This is a genomic window from Roseburia sp. AM23-20, from assembly GCF_003470905.1.
In the GTDB taxonomy this organism is placed as follows: Bacteria; Bacillota; Clostridia; order Lachnospirales; family Lachnospiraceae; genus Roseburia; species Roseburia rectibacter.
Map to the genome: position 1 here is coordinate 18,214 of NZ_QRHS01000017.1, position 15,768 is coordinate 33,981.

Annotated in this window: 12 protein-coding genes; 2 read left to right on the forward strand and 10 right to left on the reverse strand. The window is 42.8% G+C overall.

Features of this window, described 5'->3' with window-relative positions:
- Positions 1 to 10: 10 nt before the first annotated feature.
- Positions 11 to 2,494, reverse strand: coding sequence for a glycosyltransferase family 2 protein (locus DW650_RS12895; protein ID WP_118210145.1), 2,484 nt, complete (start codon positions 2,492 to 2,494; stop codon positions 11 to 13).
- A 15-nt stretch (positions 2,495 to 2,509) separates the two neighbouring features.
- On the reverse strand, positions 2,510 to 3,694 hold the full coding sequence (locus DW650_RS12900; protein WP_118210146.1) for a nucleotide sugar dehydrogenase: 1,185 nt from the start codon (positions 3,692 to 3,694) through the stop codon (positions 2,510 to 2,512).
- A 171-nt stretch (positions 3,695 to 3,865) separates the two neighbouring features.
- On the opposite strand from DW650_RS12900, the gene DW650_RS12905 reads away from it, so the two are divergent.
- Entirely contained in the window at positions 3,866 to 4,789 is a 924-nt protein-coding gene (locus tag DW650_RS12905) for a ComEC/Rec2 family competence protein (RefSeq protein WP_118210147.1), read from the forward strand.
- Between the two features lie 137 nt (positions 4,790 to 4,926).
- Here the strand turns inward: DW650_RS12905 and DW650_RS12910 are convergent, their stop codons facing one another.
- The 5 genes from DW650_RS12910 to gmd form a co-directional block, all read right to left on the reverse strand.
- The gene (locus tag DW650_RS12910; RefSeq protein ID WP_118210148.1) at positions 4,927 to 6,339 is read right to left on the reverse strand and encodes a M56 family metallopeptidase; all 1,413 of its coding nucleotides are present in this window, start codon (positions 6,337 to 6,339) and stop codon (positions 4,927 to 4,929) included.
- Positions 6,326 to 6,700, reverse strand: a complete 375-nt coding sequence (locus DW650_RS12915) for a BlaI/MecI/CopY family transcriptional regulator (protein WP_117920980.1) — start codon at positions 6,698 to 6,700, stop codon at positions 6,326 to 6,328. The genes DW650_RS12910 and DW650_RS12915 overlap by 14 nt, the downstream gene beginning before the upstream one ends.
- Positions 6,701 to 7,073: 373 nt before the next feature.
- A complete protein-coding gene (locus tag DW650_RS12920) occupies positions 7,074 to 8,411 on the reverse strand; it encodes a sugar phosphate nucleotidyltransferase (protein ID WP_117920981.1) in 1,338 nt (445 codons plus the stop codon).
- A gap of 116 nt (positions 8,412 to 8,527) precedes the next feature.
- A complete protein-coding gene (fcl, locus tag DW650_RS12925; protein WP_118210149.1) occupies positions 8,528 to 9,469 on the reverse strand; it encodes a GDP-L-fucose synthase in 942 nt (313 codons plus the stop codon).
- Positions 9,470 to 9,574: 105 nt separating this feature from the next.
- A complete protein-coding gene (gene gmd / locus DW650_RS12930; RefSeq protein ID WP_117920983.1) occupies positions 9,575 to 10,609 on the reverse strand; it encodes a GDP-mannose 4,6-dehydratase in 1,035 nt (344 codons plus the stop codon).
- A gap of 128 nt (positions 10,610 to 10,737) precedes the next feature.
- On the opposite strand from gmd, the gene DW650_RS12935 reads away from it, so the two are divergent.
- A complete protein-coding gene (locus DW650_RS12935) occupies positions 10,738 to 11,616 on the forward strand; it encodes a helix-turn-helix transcriptional regulator (RefSeq protein WP_118210150.1) in 879 nt (292 codons plus the stop codon).
- A 397-nt stretch (positions 11,617 to 12,013) separates the two neighbouring features.
- Here the strand turns inward: DW650_RS12935 and DW650_RS12940 are convergent, their stop codons facing one another.
- The 3 genes from DW650_RS12940 to DW650_RS12950 all read right to left on the reverse strand — a co-directional run bounded on the left by DW650_RS12940 (position 12,014) and on the right by DW650_RS12950 (position 15,766).
- Positions 12,014 to 13,042, reverse strand: coding sequence for an acyltransferase family protein (locus DW650_RS12940; protein WP_118210151.1), 1,029 nt, complete (start codon positions 13,040 to 13,042; stop codon positions 12,014 to 12,016).
- Between the two features lie 3 nt (positions 13,043 to 13,045).
- Positions 13,046 to 14,920: an asparagine synthase (glutamine-hydrolyzing) gene (gene asnB / locus DW650_RS12945; protein WP_117920986.1), complete on the reverse strand. Its 1,875-nt coding sequence runs from the start codon at positions 14,918 to 14,920 to the stop codon at positions 13,046 to 13,048.
- A gap of 117 nt (positions 14,921 to 15,037) precedes the next feature.
- Positions 15,038 to 15,766, reverse strand: a complete 729-nt coding sequence (locus tag DW650_RS12950) for a WecB/TagA/CpsF family glycosyltransferase (RefSeq protein WP_118210152.1) — start codon at positions 15,764 to 15,766, stop codon at positions 15,038 to 15,040.
- Positions 15,767 to 15,768 lie beyond the last annotated feature (2 nt).

Below are 15,768 nucleotides of genomic sequence, written 5' to 3' on the forward strand. Positions count from 1 at the left end.
TTTTTACTTCCTATCTGCGCAGGGAAAAATCTGAATTATCCAGTGTCAGATTCGGATTATAATACGGATCCCCCTGCTCAATGATCTCTCTCCATGAACGAAGCAGTATATCCACCTCGTCATTAAACCGTTCCACTTTCTCCGGTGAATCCTCATATCCTCTGGATTTCGATTCATAATGGAACCACTCTGCATACGGATCGTAGACCACAAGTTTTCCTGCTTTCCTGACTTTCAGACAAAAATCCACATCATTAAATGCAACTGCAAGTTCTTCTGTCAGTCCACCGACTTCATCAAACACACTGCGTTTTATCATCATACAGGCAGCCGTTACAGCCGAATAATCCTGTGCACATAAAATTCTGCCAAAATAACCGGTATCATACCGCGGTTTGCCGATAAATGCGTGTCCGGCTGTTCCTCCAAATCCCAAAACGACTCCGGCATGCTGTATGGTCTCATCCTCATATAACAACTTTGCGCCGACAATCCCGACATCCTCTCGCATGCAATAGCCTAACATTTCATTGACCGCGCCACCATCGATCATCTCCGTATCATTATTGAGGAGCAACAGATACGATCCCTTTGCAGCATCTGCGCCGAAATTATTGATCTTTGAATAATTAAAACCTCCCTCATAGAAAACGACATGTACATTTTCATGCATCACTTCAAGGTCTTTGTAGTAATCAAAGGTTTCCTGTTCCGTACTGTTATTTTCCACAATAATAAACTCAATGTTCGGATACGTGTTTTTTCCGAGGATAGAATTCATACATTTTTCAAGGTCTTTCTTATGATCTTTATTCGGAATAATGACCGATACCAGAGGTTTTTCCTTCCAGTCATATTTTGTCCGGTACATCCCGTAAAATGCTGCATTCTCCACAGTTGCAGGAATTTCCATCCTGTCATAATGTGCCTCTATCGCGCGTCTTCCTGCCTCAAAAGCGTACAGCTTGCTCTCCGGATTTGCAGCCGTAGACTGCATATGACATCTCCAGTGATACAAAATCTTTGGAATATGTCTGATATTTTTCGCATTCTCACAACATTTTAATATAAAGTCAAGATCCTGCGCCCCGTCATATTCACTGCAAAATCCACCTGTCATATCCACAAGTTCCTTCTTTGCTGCAAACAGATGGCAGATATAATTGACACTGCACAGAAGATCCAGATCAAAATCCGGTTTAAAATGAGGTTCAAACCGCTTTTTTCCATCCATGCTGATCTTATCTTCATCCGAATATAAAACATCAATACTCTGATCCTGATTCAGGGCATCTGCCAGCTCATAAAGTGCATTTGCAGGAACAATATCATCATGATCTGCCAGAACAATATAATCACCTGCTGCCATTGCAAGTGCTGCGTTCGTATTGCCGGAAATACCGAGGTTCTTTTGAAGCGTCGTAAAAGTGATCCTTGCATCCGCCTTTGCATATTTCTCTAAAACCGGTGTCAGCTCCGTCACAAAGGAATCCTTCTGTCTGTCCTCATCATCCCCGGAGAGACTGCCGTCTGCTAAGCATAACTGCCAGTTGCCATAAGTCTGTGCCTGCACCGATTCGATCATTTCCTGTAAATATTCCGGTTTTGTCCGGTATAACGGTACAACGATGGAAAATAGCGGCTGATAAGAAAATACATGTTTTCTCTGTTCGTCAAGTTCTTCTTTACCTGCATCGTATTTTTTGCACCACGCATCATAGGATGTCTCCGATCTGCCCGCTAATTTCGTCTCGATCTTATGAATCGTTGCAGCCAGTCCGTTACGTTCTAAATAGCGGAATGCATCCTGTGATTTTTCCAGAACATACTGCCATCTGCCGCCATCATCCCACTTTCTTAACCGGGTGCGGGAATAATGTTCTGCATTTCGCATTTCAAGGAAAAACTTTTTATCATCCACCTGTCTTTTCACCGACGCCTGGATCATAAACCCTGGTTTTGCCTGCGTGTCACATTCCGGGAATACCGAAAGAAGATCTTTTCTGAAATAATGATCCGTTTTTACCTGAAGTTTCTGTCTGCGCTGATCCAGCAGATAAAGATTCACTTCCCCTGCTCCCATACACCAGCCGGTCACAGTTACAGTATCCTCATCACGGTGACAGTTTTCAATATAATATTCCAGTCTGCTCTCCCGCACGCGCAGTTTTTTTGTTGAAACGGCATACGCTCTTTTTTTCTTTTCCCCATCATCCGTAAAAATCTCAAATTTCTTTCTTTCACGCCAGTCTTTTGGCAGTGTCACGATTCCTACGACTTCCTCATTGATCTCATTGATCGTTCCAAGGTATTTCTGGCGAACCTCAGCACCTTTGTTTACTGTAAGGGTAACCGGCAGTTTTTCACCATCCAGATAAGCCATAACCTCTCTGCCGGCGGCTTTTCCGTCATAAAACCAGCCGACTAACACAAGCATATCCGGCTCATTCAGATGAAATCTGAGTTTCTCCACAAAAAATTTATGTGTATCCATATGCAGTCCTTCCAATCAGTCTCTGAAATAAATGTCTCTCGTATACACTTTTTCTTTTACATCTGATAACATTGCATCCATACGGTTTGCCACGATCACATCACTCATGCTGCAAAATTCATTAAAATCACGGATCACTTTGGAATTTTCAAACGTATCTGTTTTTAATGACGGATCAAAAATGACAATATTTACACCCTTTGCACGAATACGCTCCATTACACCTAAAATAGAGCTCTGTCTGTAATTATCCGAATTTGCTTTCATTGCAAGGCGGTAAATACCAACTGTATCCGGATTTTTCTCAAGGATCTGCTCTGCGATAAAATCTTTTCTCGTACGATTGGCATCTACGATCGCACCGACGATGTTATTCGGTACATTGTCATAGTTTGCTAACAGCTGCTTGGTATCTTTCGGCAGACAATAACCACCATATCCAAAAGAAGGATTGTTATACTGCATTCCGATTCTCGGATCGAGTCCGATTCCCTCAATGATCTGTTTCGCATCAAGTCCTTTCATTGCCGCAAACGTATCAAGTTCATTGAAAAAAGAAACGCGGAGCGCAAGATATGTGTTTGCAAAAAGTTTTACTGCCTCTGCTTCTGTGAGATTTGTCATAAGTGTCGGGATATCCTCTTTGATCGCCCCTTCCTGCAGCAGATGTGCAAACGTCTCCGCTGCCTTTTTCATCTCGCTGCTTCCTTCTTTTGAACCGACGATAATCCTTGACGGATACAGATTATCTTTTAATGCCTGTCCTTCCCGCAGAAACTCCGGTGAAAAAAGGATACGGTCTGTGTGGTATTTCTCACATACAGACTGTGTATAGCCGACCGGGATCGTGGATTTGATAACGATCACAGCATGCGGATTCACTTTTAAAACCAGCTCTAATACTTCTTCTACGGATGATGTATCAAAATAATTTTTCTTTTCATCATAATTCGTCGGTGTTGAGATAATAACATAATCTGCATTTGCATATGCATGCACACCATCGCACGTCGCAGTCAGGTCAAGTTTTGCATTTGCAAGATAATCCTCAATCTCACGATCCACAAGCGGTGATCTGCGCTGATTGATCATCTCCACCTTTTCTTTTATAATATCTACTGCAGTCACCTCATGATGCTGCGCCAATAAAATCGCATTTGATAAACCAACATATCCTGTTCCCGCGATTGCAATTTTCATCGTATTTCTCCTGCCTTTCCATTTAAAAGTCAAAAATACTCCATATTGTTTTATAGTACCATTTTCTGTAATATCATGCAAGTTTGAGATTTTAACCAATCTGTACAATTTACAACAGCACATTTTTTTGCTAATGTAGAAAGAAAAAAACAATCTTGGAATGGAGCATTTATGAAAAAAAGAATATACTTAAGTACACTGCTTTTAATCTTATTTACCCTGCTGATCGGTCTTGCTGCATGGTTTTCCTACCAGAAAGGCCGTATGGACTCCACCGGACACATACCTGATCCCGATACCGAATATCTTATCACACAATATGCAGATGCAACCGGCGTTCAGGGTACCTTTTATACGATCACAAACAATGACACCTTAATCATCATCGATGGAGGCTGGGCAGGCAATGCCGACGCTGTCCGGAATGTGATCGCAGAACATAACAACACCGTGGACGCATGGATCATTTCCCATCCACACCAGGATCATGCCGGTGCATTTAATGTCATTTATTCCAATCCGGGAGATATTACCATAAAAGCTATTTACGACAATGGTTTTGATTATGATTTTATCGAAGCTGCCGGTGAACCCTATGATGATATCACAGTCATGGAGACGTTCCATGCCCTGACAAAAGATGCCGGCAATGTCACTCATTTAAAACGCGGCGATAATATCGCACTTGCCGGTGATCTGACTCTCTCTGTTTTTAATGCATGGGATGACTCCGTAATTTCCAATATAGGAGATGAAAAAGACTACCAGAACAATGCTTCTTTGCTTTTTAAGATCAGCGGTACGACAAACAGCATGTTATTCTGTTCTGATATCAAATACGATATGAATGACTATCTTCTAAGTACTTACCGGGATGACATTTCCTGTGATTATATCCAGACCGGTCATCATGGAAACTGGTCATTCTCGGATGAATTTTATGAGGCAGCAGGTGCAGCCTGCGCTTTTATTGACGCACCGTCCTCCATCACGGAAAATCCTGATTTTCCTGCCAGTTCCCTAAAAGCTTTTCTGCAGAAAAAAGGAACGGTATTTGATTTTTCTACCGCTCCTAATTCTGTTACTTTGAAATAGTCTGATAAGATCTCCCGGATTTCGTCCGATCATATTTTTTCGATGTAAATTGTTATCAAACGTCGATTTCAGTTGTAGTGATATTGTTGTAAAAGATAAGAGGTGTTTCACCTCTTTCTTTTTATATTATGAATCTTCTACTGGAAATAATAACTTCCACTTGATGTTACATTCTTTGTTCCACGGTTCTGCACAAACACACGGTATTTTCCGGTTTCAGAAATAGAAAACGTATGTGATAATGCACTTTTTCCCTCTACATAACGCACATTATTGTGGGGATCCATGATACCGATCCAACAGGTCTGTGTACCCGGTGCTATTGAAGCGGAAAGTGCTATCTTCTGCCCGCTTGACACTTTAAATTTACCGGAACAGTAACGTGTTCCAGGCTCTACCGTCCAGTTAAAAGTCGCCATTTCACCGGAACTGAGTATAGGTGCTACCGGACTGAGATCCGGTCTTGCATATTTGATACGGGAATAGTCGTTATTCTCAGATGCCGGAACAAATACCTCTTTTAATTCCGGTGTCTCAGATAACTCACCCTGTGTTCCTTCTGCCTCCTGATACAATTCGTCATGCACACCCGCTACTCCGTAACTTGCTGCATAAGTCGTAGTTATTGATGTTACCACAAACAAAAATGATAATGCAAATGCTGATATTTTTGCCCCTCTTCTGGCTTTCACATATTTTTTCATATACTCTATTCTCCTTTCCAAACTCTGTTGGCTCTCATATAGGGTAGAAAAAATATAATCCGGCTTTGAATCCTCCGGCATACGTTCCATCAGATCTACGATCACTTCAAAATAACGTTTGGGCGTTGTCACATCACGCAATGCACAGACTGCCGATACATCACAGGCACACTCACTCCACTCATTGATCCATGACAGAATATGTTTTGCTCCGGAGGTCATATGCTGCATCGCACCGATATAAATGCTGCAAATTTTAAAGAAAGGGTCATTATGCTTACAATGTACCAATTCATGACAAAAGATCACCGTCAGTTCTTCTTTACTGTAGTGATCCTTCGGTAATAAGATATTGTATTGGAATACTCCTGTCACCATTGGACTCTGAATGGAATTACTATAGTAAAGTCCTATCTTCCGATGGATATGGAGCATATTTTTTACTTTCGAAAACTCTGCTAAAACCTGCTCATCTGCCACAGGTATCCTATATCTGCAGAGTCTTTTCCAGCGGATAAATTCAATCACGCCATCTGCGACATTTTTGATCAGGAATATCAGCCAGATGATCCCGGCTATTCCAAACACGAGATCCATGTCTCCTGCCATCTCAAAATTAGGTTTCCATATGCTATCTGCCCGCAGATATCCCCGCCATGTCAGTCTGACGATCAGATATCCAAACGGAACTATATACATCATGCATACAAACCGTAATGTCACATATATCAATCTGGGGTCCAGTTTCAGTAATAATGGCTGAAATAACTTCCAGAACCCCAGACTGACCGTACCTGTAAAACAGGCGATCAGGATAATCAAAAATATCTGACTAATTAAGTTCATCTAATTTTTTCTTGAGTACCTGAATCTCTTCCTTAGTAAGTGCATCTTCGCAAAGGTGGCATGCAAATGCAGCCATATCTCCCTTATCAAAGTATCTTGCGTTCTCCTGTACGGTTGCTTTCCAGAAATCTTCTTTGCTTACTGCAGGCTGATAGAATGAATATCTTCCCTTGCGGTAAACTGTTAAAAATGATTTCTTAACCAGTCTTGCCAGAAAAGTAGAAACCGTCTGTGGCTTCCAGCTTTTTCCGTTCTCCTGATTTACTCTGTTCATGATATCCTGTAATGCCAGATCCTCAGTGGAATCCCAGATAACTTTCATGACAAGTCTTTCGCATGCTGAAATATCGTTCGTATCCATGAACCAATCTCCTTTCTTCTCGCGCAGTGATTACTACGTCCGTAAACAACATATCATCTTTTTATGCCGTTTTCAATATTTTTTTTATTTTTTTATGTTTTTCCTGATACCAGAGATTCTGTTTATAAATCTCCTGTTTTTCAAAGAAAGACGTATATACATTTTTAATTATAAAACATTTTTAGCCAAAATGCTACATTTATCTTTTTTATTCAGATAATCTTCATACTTTTAGTTACTGTTCACTCGTACCTCGTTCCAGTAACGGATTTTGCCGATGCTTCGCATTCCAAATCGGCAAAATCTGCTGCCCCCACTGTATCATACGGCATTTTCAGTTCAGAAAATGCCTGCCTGTGAACAGTAACTACTTTTAGCCTAGAACCTGCTCATCATCACAGGTAACACCGAGACTTACTTCGATCAGACGCAGATCCGAACCGAGAGCCTTGATGGAATGTTTCTTTCCGGATGCAATGCTTACCGTAGAACCTGCAAGCAGATCTACCTCTGTTCCCTCGAGAATAAGTTTTCCCATACCGGAAATAACGGTGATCGTCTCTGTATGTCTCGCATGTGTATGATATGGCATCGTCTTTCCTGCCAGGATCTTAATACGTTTTGTTACACTGTGTATTCCATCCTCGTCGTTGTTATCGATCGTCTTGATCGTACCCCAGCGGCGTTCCTCAAATCTGGATTCATCCGGGATATTTTCAAGGCAGTCTTTGATATAGGAGCTCTGATGTTTATCTGCCACTAAAATACCATCATGTGAGGCAACGATCACCATATTTTTCGCACCCATGACTACCATCGGAACACCGAGCACATTGATGGCATGGCTGTTTTCACAGGTCTTGTCCCAGGTCACATCTCCAATACTCTGCTCGTTCATCTCCTCAGTCAGGGTATTCCATGTTCCAAGATCTTTCCAGATCCCATCGTATTGAACCGCAACAATGTTTTTCCAGTGTTCTAACACTTCATAGTCAAAACTCTGTTTCGGCAGTTTTTCGTAATCGGTAACCATCTCATCATAGTTTGTCGTAACACCGTATTTTTCCAGCCACTGTGCAGCCATATTTAATTTGAAACAGAACACACCACAATTCCAGAGTGCACCCATGTCCACAAGTTCCTGTGCAGTTGCTTCATCCGGTTTTTCGCGGAATCCTTTTACCGCAAACGGCTCAGACTCATTTTTTTCAGGAACGATATATCCATATTTGGTAGATGGATATGTCGGTACTCCGCCAAGCAGTCCGATCACACCATCCTGTTTTTCGATATACTCACCTAAAGATTTGATCTTATAAAAAAACTCTACCGTGGTGTACGGATCTACCGGAAGAAATGCGACCACATCATCCGGTTTTGCCCCCTTGTTTGATAGCAGATATGCACAGGACAACATGACAGCCGGGAATGTGTTCCGGCGCATCGGCTCAACAGCAACTTCTGCCTGTCCGTCTAACTGGCTTTCAATGAGTTCCACCTGGGAATCGCTGGCACACACGATCGTATTCTCAGAAAGTGATGCCGCCTTAAGCTGCCCGAACACCCGCTGTAACATGGAACATTTTTCCGTACTAGCCGAATGTTCTGCTTCATCCGGATTCATTAACTTAATATACTGCTTGGAACACAGATCGTTTGATAACGGCCAGAGACGTTTTCCGGAACCGCCTGATAATAAAACAATATACATGTTATTCTCCATTCTTGCGCTGTCTTTCAATAAAAACAACGTTTTTATTTGCATCTCAAGTTTGTGCGTAAGCGCAAATCTTGCATGTGAAAAATCTTATTTTTCACATTGCTCTCTTAGCGTTCTGCACGCATTGGATTGTGCAGGAAATCGTCATAAGTCAGACGGATTCCTTCCTCTAACTCTGTTTTATACTTCCATCCGAGTCCTTCTAATTTGCTTACATCAAGAAGTTTTCTCGGTGTTCCGTCCGGTTTTGTAGTATCCCATTTGATCTCACCCTCAAATCCGACTACTTTCGCTACCAGTTCTGTCAGTTCTTTGATGGTCAGCTCTTTGCCGGTACCAAGGTTTACAGTCTCATTTCCACTGTAATGGTTCATCAGATATACACAGGCATCTGCAAGATCATCTACATAAAGAAACTCACGAAGCGGTGTACCGGTTCCCCAGCAGGTTACTTCTTTTAATCCTGCCTCTTTTGCCTCATGGAAACGGCGGATCAATGCCGGCAGCACATGGCTGTGCTGTGGATGATAGTTATCGTTTGGTCCGTAAAGGTTTGTCGGCATTACGGAAATATAATCGGTTCCGTACTGACGGTTTAAAAATTCACAGTATTTCAGGCCACTGATCTTAGCAAGTGCATATGCCTCATTTGTTTTCTCCAGTTCACTTGTCAGAAGGCAGCTCTCTTTCATCGGCTGTGGTGCCATACGCGGATAAATGCAGGAAGAACCTAAAAACATCAGTTTTTTGCATCCATTTTTCCATGCCTCATGGATCACATTCATCTCAAGAACCATATTGTCATACATAAAATCAGCAAGTGCTTCGCTGTTTGCCATAATACCGCCTACTTTTGCGGCTGCAAGGAATACATAATCCGGTTTTTCCTCTGCAAAGAATGTCTCAACAGCATCCTGACGGCAGAGATCTAACTCTTTATGTGTTCTTGTGATAATATTTGTATATCCTTCTTTTTCAAGCTGACGGACAATTGCGGAACCTACCATTCCTCTGTGTCCGGCAACATATATTTTTGCATCTTTTTCCATGATCTTTTCTCCATTCCTGCCTGTTTCTCAAGGCATAACAAGTTTGAGCGCAAGCACAAACTTGTGTGTGAAAAATTTTATTTTTCACACTTTTCTCCAAATATATTATTTCTCGTTTTTTACAAGCTCCATGTCATGAGCTACCATGATCTTTACAAGTTCCTCAAAAGTAGTCTTTGTCGGATTCCAGCCAAGCTCTGTTTTTGCTTTTGTCGGATCTCCCCAGAGATTTACAACATCGGTCGGACGATAGAACTCCGGTGATACTTTGATAACTGTTTTTCCGGTTGCTTTGTCGATTCCGACTTCATCCATTCCTTCACCCTTAAACTCTAATTCAATACCTGCTTCACGGAATGCATGCTCACAGAATTCACGTACAGAGTGCTGCTCGCCGGTTGCAATAACAAAATCTTCCGGTTTCTCATTCTGTAAGATCAGCCACATACACTCAACATAATCTTTTGCATAACCCCAGTCACGCAGGGATGATAAGTTTCCAAGGTAAAGAACATCCTGTTTGCCCTGAGCGATTCTTGCTGCTGCAAGGGAAATCTTTCTTGTTACGAAAGTCTCACCGCGGCGCTCTGACTCATGGTTAAATAAGATACCGTTGCAGCAGAACATATTGTATGCCTCACGGTACTCTTTTACGATCCAGAAACCGTACTGTTTTGCAACTGCATATGGGCTGTATGGGTGGAATGGTGTTGTCTCGCGCTGTGGAACCTCTTCTACTTTCCCGTATAACTCAGATGTGGAAGCCTGATAGATACGGCAGGTCTTCTCTAATCCACAGATTCGTACTGCCTCAAGTACGCGGAGTACTCCGGTTGCGACAACATCTGCTGTATATTCCGGCACATCAAAGCTGACACCAACATGGCTCTGTGCAGCAAGGTTATAAATCTCATCCGGTTTAATGCTTCCGATCAGACGTACCAGACTTAAAGAATCGGAAAGATCTCCATAATGAACGGTAAAGTTCGGATTGCCCTCTAAATGGTCAATACGCTCTCTCTTTTCTACGGAAGAACGGCGTACCATACCATGTACTTCATATCCTTTTTCCAAAAGAAGCTCTGCAAGGTAGCTTCCATCCTGTCCTGTTACACCTGTGATCAATGCTTTTTTACTCATTTCATCTCTCCTTTTATGAATTCTATAATTATTTTGCTAATATCAAATTTTTAAGCCGTTGTATAGATTAATCTAATTTTTTGCATTTTACAATTGAATATATTGGTCTAAAATAGTATTATATTGCTATGAAAAAATTATTTTTTGAAAAATACAAAACCTCCGAAGTTACAAATACGCGAAGCGTCATCAATACTCCCTCTGCATTTACCCGCCAGAACTTCTTTTATATACAGGAAGCCGGCTATTTAAAAAGTCTGAAATCACACTTAAGCCGACGCAGTGAGCTTAATTCCTACCTGTTTTTTGTCGTGCTCTCCGGCAGTGGCGAAGTCACCTATCGGGAACCATTATCCGAGGGTGGTATGATCTCTAGGACTGCCCACACAGGGGACTGTTTTTTTCTCGACTGTTCTGGAGAATACACCCACATAAGTACGGATGAAGACCCCTGGGAACTGCTCTGGATTCATTTCAACGGTCCCCAGGTCAAAGCATATTATACCTATTTCAGGGAGCACCATAACTGGCATTTCCGCTCTGCTCATTTCACAGAACTGATTACCTCGATAGAGAATATCATCCGTTACAACGAAGAACCAACCGATGACACCGATCTTTTGACTGCCCAGCAGATCATTCATATTTTAACGCTCATCTGTACCGAGTCCAACGAAAAAAATGAGCTGCTCTCAGATAAACTCAAAACAATTCTGCACTATCTGGACGATCATTATACGGAAAATATCTCCTTAGACCAGCTCGCAGAACAGTTTTTTATCAGTAAATATTATCTTTCACGGGAATTTAAAAAAGAATTTGGAACGACGATCATCCAGTATGTCCTGGCAAAAAAGATCAATAATGCCAAGGAACTGCTCCGGTACAGCAATTCTTCCATTGAAGAGATTGCGCACCTTTGCGGCATTGATGATGCGAGTTATTTTAATAAGGTGTTCCGGAAGATGGAGGGGTGTACGGCATCAGAGTACCGGAAACGCTGGTAGAAGTGGGTGGCTCGGACGCGGGGAAACGCCTGGGTAGGATTACAAAAGCCAGGTGGGCGGGAGGGTTTTATAAGAAGGCACGCTTGCGCTGCGTGTCGCTCGCAACGGTACTAAGGGAGCAAAATACGCTCCCTAAGGACCGGCGGCTCCCCAGCACCTTCTTTTAAAACTCTCCCACCCATCTGGCTATATTGTCATATTTCAACAGGCGTTTCAACGCGACCTATCTCTACCTGATTTTTCGGCGCAGGCTGTTTAATGTGAACGGACTCTATACATTCTTCTGCTGCAGACAGTTTAATACAAACTGGCTCTATACATTCTTCCGGCGCAGGCGGTTTAATGCGAACTGGCTCTATACATTCTTCTGCTGCAGACGGTTTAATGCGAACAAACTCTATACATTCTTCTGCTGCAGGCTTTTTTTTATGCGGTTCAATAATTCCGAAGCTGCAAGACATCCTAAGACTGCAACTGTGATGCGCAGTGCGTGATACAGTACGAATGGTACTGCTGCGCCGCCCGGTGCAGGGATTGTGATGAATTTTGATGCGATACGCTCAACAACTTCTAAGGCAAATATGTGGAAGGCGAGCAGGAAGATCGTATTTTTTCCGACGTAGGCGATGAATCTGCCTGGGGCGGTGTTTTCGATCAGTTTTCCAAACCAGATGCAGAGCAGTGAGCCCGTAAGTCCTACAATGATAAAGAATGGTACACTGAGCGCTCCGTAGATGCCGTATTCGCGGATGGACATGTTAATACCAGGATCAAGGCAGCTTGTCAGGATGTAGATAACAAGAACTGCCACGATCAGTGGAATGTTCCATTTCTTTTCGAAAAACTGCGTTCTGCCGAGCAGGGTTCCTGCGATCATGAAGAGGGTTCCAACACAGGCAAGATCAATGCTCCACGGAAGGAGTACCGGAATGTCAGCAAGTGCCATGGTGATCGCAGTTAAAACGATCAGCGTACCGATCAGGAACTTCTTATCCGCAAGGCAGCGGTCGATCACCAGATGATACACAAGACTTGCTGCAAAAAATGCTGTCAGATACCACATCGCACCATTTGCCACCGTAAACAGGTAAACGTTATCTGTTACAACGGTTGTATCATATAGGCAGTATCTGGAATAAAGTATCCCAAATACAGACTCTTTTGTCTCTGCAAATGTCCTTCCCATTAACGCATAGATTACTAAAAGTACTGCACTGTAACCAAAATATGGTATCAAAAGGCGCTTTGCCTTGTGAGAAATATTTTCTTTATAACTTCTGCCTTCTTTATAAATATATCCCGACACCACAAAAAACAGCGGAATATAATAATTGATCAGAAAGCGGCTCAGTCCGCAGCTATGTGAAATGATGACAAGTAAAAGTCCAAATCCCCTTGCCACATCCAGATATTGATATCGTTTCATTGTTTACTCCTGTATCCAATCCTGTTTGATCAGTGCACGCTCCCACAGATACGGCTGAATCCTGTTCCAGATATCTGCCGCCTGATGAAACGTAGCATTTTTACCTGCAAGAAAATCGGAAAGGTCACTGCGCACTTTTGCGGGATCATCGATCAGGCTGCAGTTTGCAAAATCTGCCGATGCCACAGTATCTTCAAAAAACTCCCGGTATGGTCCACGCATCCAGTCAAGGATCGGTGCATTAAATCCCAGCTTGGTACGGCGGTAAGCAATCTCTTTTGGCATAAAAGACGCACCTGCATCACGGACGATCGATTTTGAAAAACCGCCATGAAGTTTTGAACGCCAGCCAATGGAAAATGCAAATTCCACGATCCGGTAATCCAGAAACGGCATACGGATCTCAACTCCGGCTGCCATACTGTCCCTGTCATAGTTACGTAAAAGTGTCGGCAGGATCGTCTCATGTGTGGAAACAAATAATGTTTTATTGAGATTATCCAGTTGGTTCCAGTTGGGATGATCCGAATATGCACTCTTTACAGTCTCCCTGCCGAGCAGTTTTTTGGCATGATATTTCAGCATATACTCGCGATAGAGTTTATTTCTCTGCTTTTTAAATGCAGCAGACTGCTGACTCACTCCATCTTCCGCATCCTGATTTAGATATGCAGTCGTGATCATGTCGATCTCTTCTTTTGTCTTTGCATCCGGGTACGCTTTTAATACGTCAAACCCATATCCCGCAAACAGTTCGTCCGCTGCATGCCCATCAAGGGAAACTGTGGTTCCAAGTTCTCTCTCTTTCTTGTAAAGTTCCATCATCGGCACCTGCGGATTGCCCCAGAGTTCCTCGAAACAGTATAGCTGCCGCAAAAACTCACGCTCAGACACTGCGGAATCGATATTCATAAAGGTGTGGCTGATTCCAAGAAAATCCGTAACCTGTTTTGCATATTTTGTCTCATCCTGTGCTGTTCCCGGAAAACATGCCACATAGGCGTGCTGCCAGTCATTGTTGGTGCGTTCATCTGTCATATTCTTTGAAATATAAGACATCGCACAGATGACAGCAGAGGAGTCAAGACCACCGGAAAGTCCGGTACCAAGTGTCACGTCACTTCTCATACGGATCTTGCAGGCATCTAAAAACAGCTCACGAAACTGCTCTACCTGCTCCTCATAGGAATCCGGTACACAGATCAGATGGTCTAAGGTATTCCAGTAACGCTTCAGGATGATTTTCCCATCTTTTACCCATGCATTGTGCCCCGCCGGGAAACGTTTGATTCCACGGATCAGACACTCCGGCTGTGATTCATAATGGTTGTCCGCAAAATAACGGTCAAACATCGGCTTATTTGCCTCCACTTTCGGAAGTAACGGCAGAATAACTTTCATCTCCGATGCAAATGCAAAACCGCCATCCGGCAGTTCAGCATAAAATAACGGTTTTACCCCGAAACGGTCTCTGGAAATAAAAAGCTGTTTTGTCTGTTTATCCCAGATAGCAAATGTCCACATGCCATTGAAACGGTCTACGCATGCTTCACCCCACTCGCAGAATGAAGCCATGATCACCTCGGAATCACTGGCACTGCGGAATGTATATCCTTTTTTCTGCAATTCGTCCCTGATCTCGATAAAGTTATAGATCTCACCGTTAAATGTCATCCAGTAACGTTCATTGGCATAGGACATCGGCTGACTCCCGGCATTTGAAAGATCTAGGATCGACAGTCTGCGGTGTCCTAATGTCACACCGTCCTCCTGCCACAATCCATAGCCATCTGGTCCACGATGGATCATCGTATTTAAACATTTCATTGCCAGTTCCCGGTCTATCTTTTTATTGACTACACCGTAAATTCCACACATACTACTCTCCATTCCCGTGTGCGAAAAATTCCATTTTTCACACTGATCTCCATTCTTGTATAGTTACAAAAATTGTAACAATTCCATACTTTTATATCTCAAATTTATATTTCACAACTATTTCCGGTGAATCAGCCACAGATAACGTGTATTGGTTACCAGATAGCGTTTAAACAGTCTCTTCGGATCCTGCATGAGACGATACAGCCATTCTAAACTTAATTTCTGCATCCAGCCCGGTGCACGCTTAATATTTCCTGCATGATAATCAAATCCGGCTCCAACACCGATCATCACGCCATTGACACGGTCTTTGTGTGCATACATCCACTTTTCCTGTTTCGGAGCACCTAATCCCACCCAGATAATATCTGCTCCGGACGCATTGATCTTACCCACCATTTCTTTATCCTCCTCTTCGGATAATTCACGAAATGGCGGCGATACCATTCCCGCAATCTGCAGATGCGGATATTTTTCCGTCAGTTTTTCTTTTAACAGTGAAAGCGTCTCTTCACTGCTTCCGTAAAAATAATGTTTCAGTCCGTTATCGCGTGCAAATAATGCAAGCATCAGATCCGGTCCTGTCACACGCTCTGCATCCGGGAATCCGTGTTTCCTGCTGTAACCGGAAAGTGGTCCGCCATCCGGCAGGACAAATGCCGCACCTGCCTGTACAGTATGATACTGCGGATCATCGTGCGCCATCACTGTCGTATGCACGTTTCCCACACAGATATACTGCCCTCTCAACTGCTCTATATTCTGCTCGATCAGATTTATGGTCTTTTTCATATCCGTCACAAGGATATCAAGACCTAAAATATTGCATGTCGTAAGTTCCATAT

What these genes read in the sequence shown, in the direction of transcription:
- gmd (WP_117920983.1), bottom strand. Translation starts at nt 10,609, where the DNA reads ATGAGTAAAAAAGCATTGATCACAGGTGTAACAGGACAGGATGGAAGC.
- DW650_RS12895 (WP_118210145.1), bottom strand. Translation starts at nt 2,494, where the DNA reads ATGGATACACATAAATTTTTTGTGGAGAAACTCAGATTTCATCTGAAT.
- DW650_RS12915 (WP_117920980.1), bottom strand. Translation starts at nt 6,700, where the DNA reads ATGGATACGAACGATATTTCAGCATGCGAAAGACTTGTCATGAAAGTT.
- DW650_RS12900 (WP_118210146.1), bottom strand. Translation starts at nt 3,694, where the DNA reads ATGAAAATTGCAATCGCGGGAACAGGATATGTTGGTTTATCAAATGCG.
- DW650_RS12940 (WP_118210151.1), bottom strand. Translation starts at nt 13,042, where the DNA reads ATGAAACGATATCAATATCTGGATGTGGCAAGGGGATTTGGACTTTTA.
- DW650_RS12950 (WP_118210152.1), bottom strand. Translation starts at nt 15,766, where the DNA reads ATGGAACTTACGACATGCAATATTTTAGGTCTTGATATCCTTGTGACG.
- DW650_RS12920 (WP_117920981.1), bottom strand. Translation starts at nt 8,411, where the DNA reads ATGTATATTGTTTTATTATCAGGCGGTTCCGGAAAACGTCTCTGGCCG.
- fcl (WP_118210149.1), bottom strand. Translation starts at nt 9,469, where the DNA reads ATGGAAAAAGATGCAAAAATATATGTTGCCGGACACAGAGGAATGGTA.
- asnB (WP_117920986.1), bottom strand. Translation starts at nt 14,920, where the DNA reads ATGTGTGGAATTTACGGTGTAGTCAATAAAAAGATAGACCGGGAACTG.
- DW650_RS12910 (WP_118210148.1), bottom strand. Translation starts at nt 6,339, where the DNA reads ATGAACTTAATTAGTCAGATATTTTTGATTATCCTGATCGCCTGTTTT.
- DW650_RS12935 (WP_118210150.1), top strand. Translation starts at nt 10,738, where the DNA reads ATGAAAAAATTATTTTTTGAAAAATACAAAACCTCCGAAGTTACAAAT.
- DW650_RS12905 (WP_118210147.1), top strand. Translation starts at nt 3,866, where the DNA reads ATGAAAAAAAGAATATACTTAAGTACACTGCTTTTAATCTTATTTACC.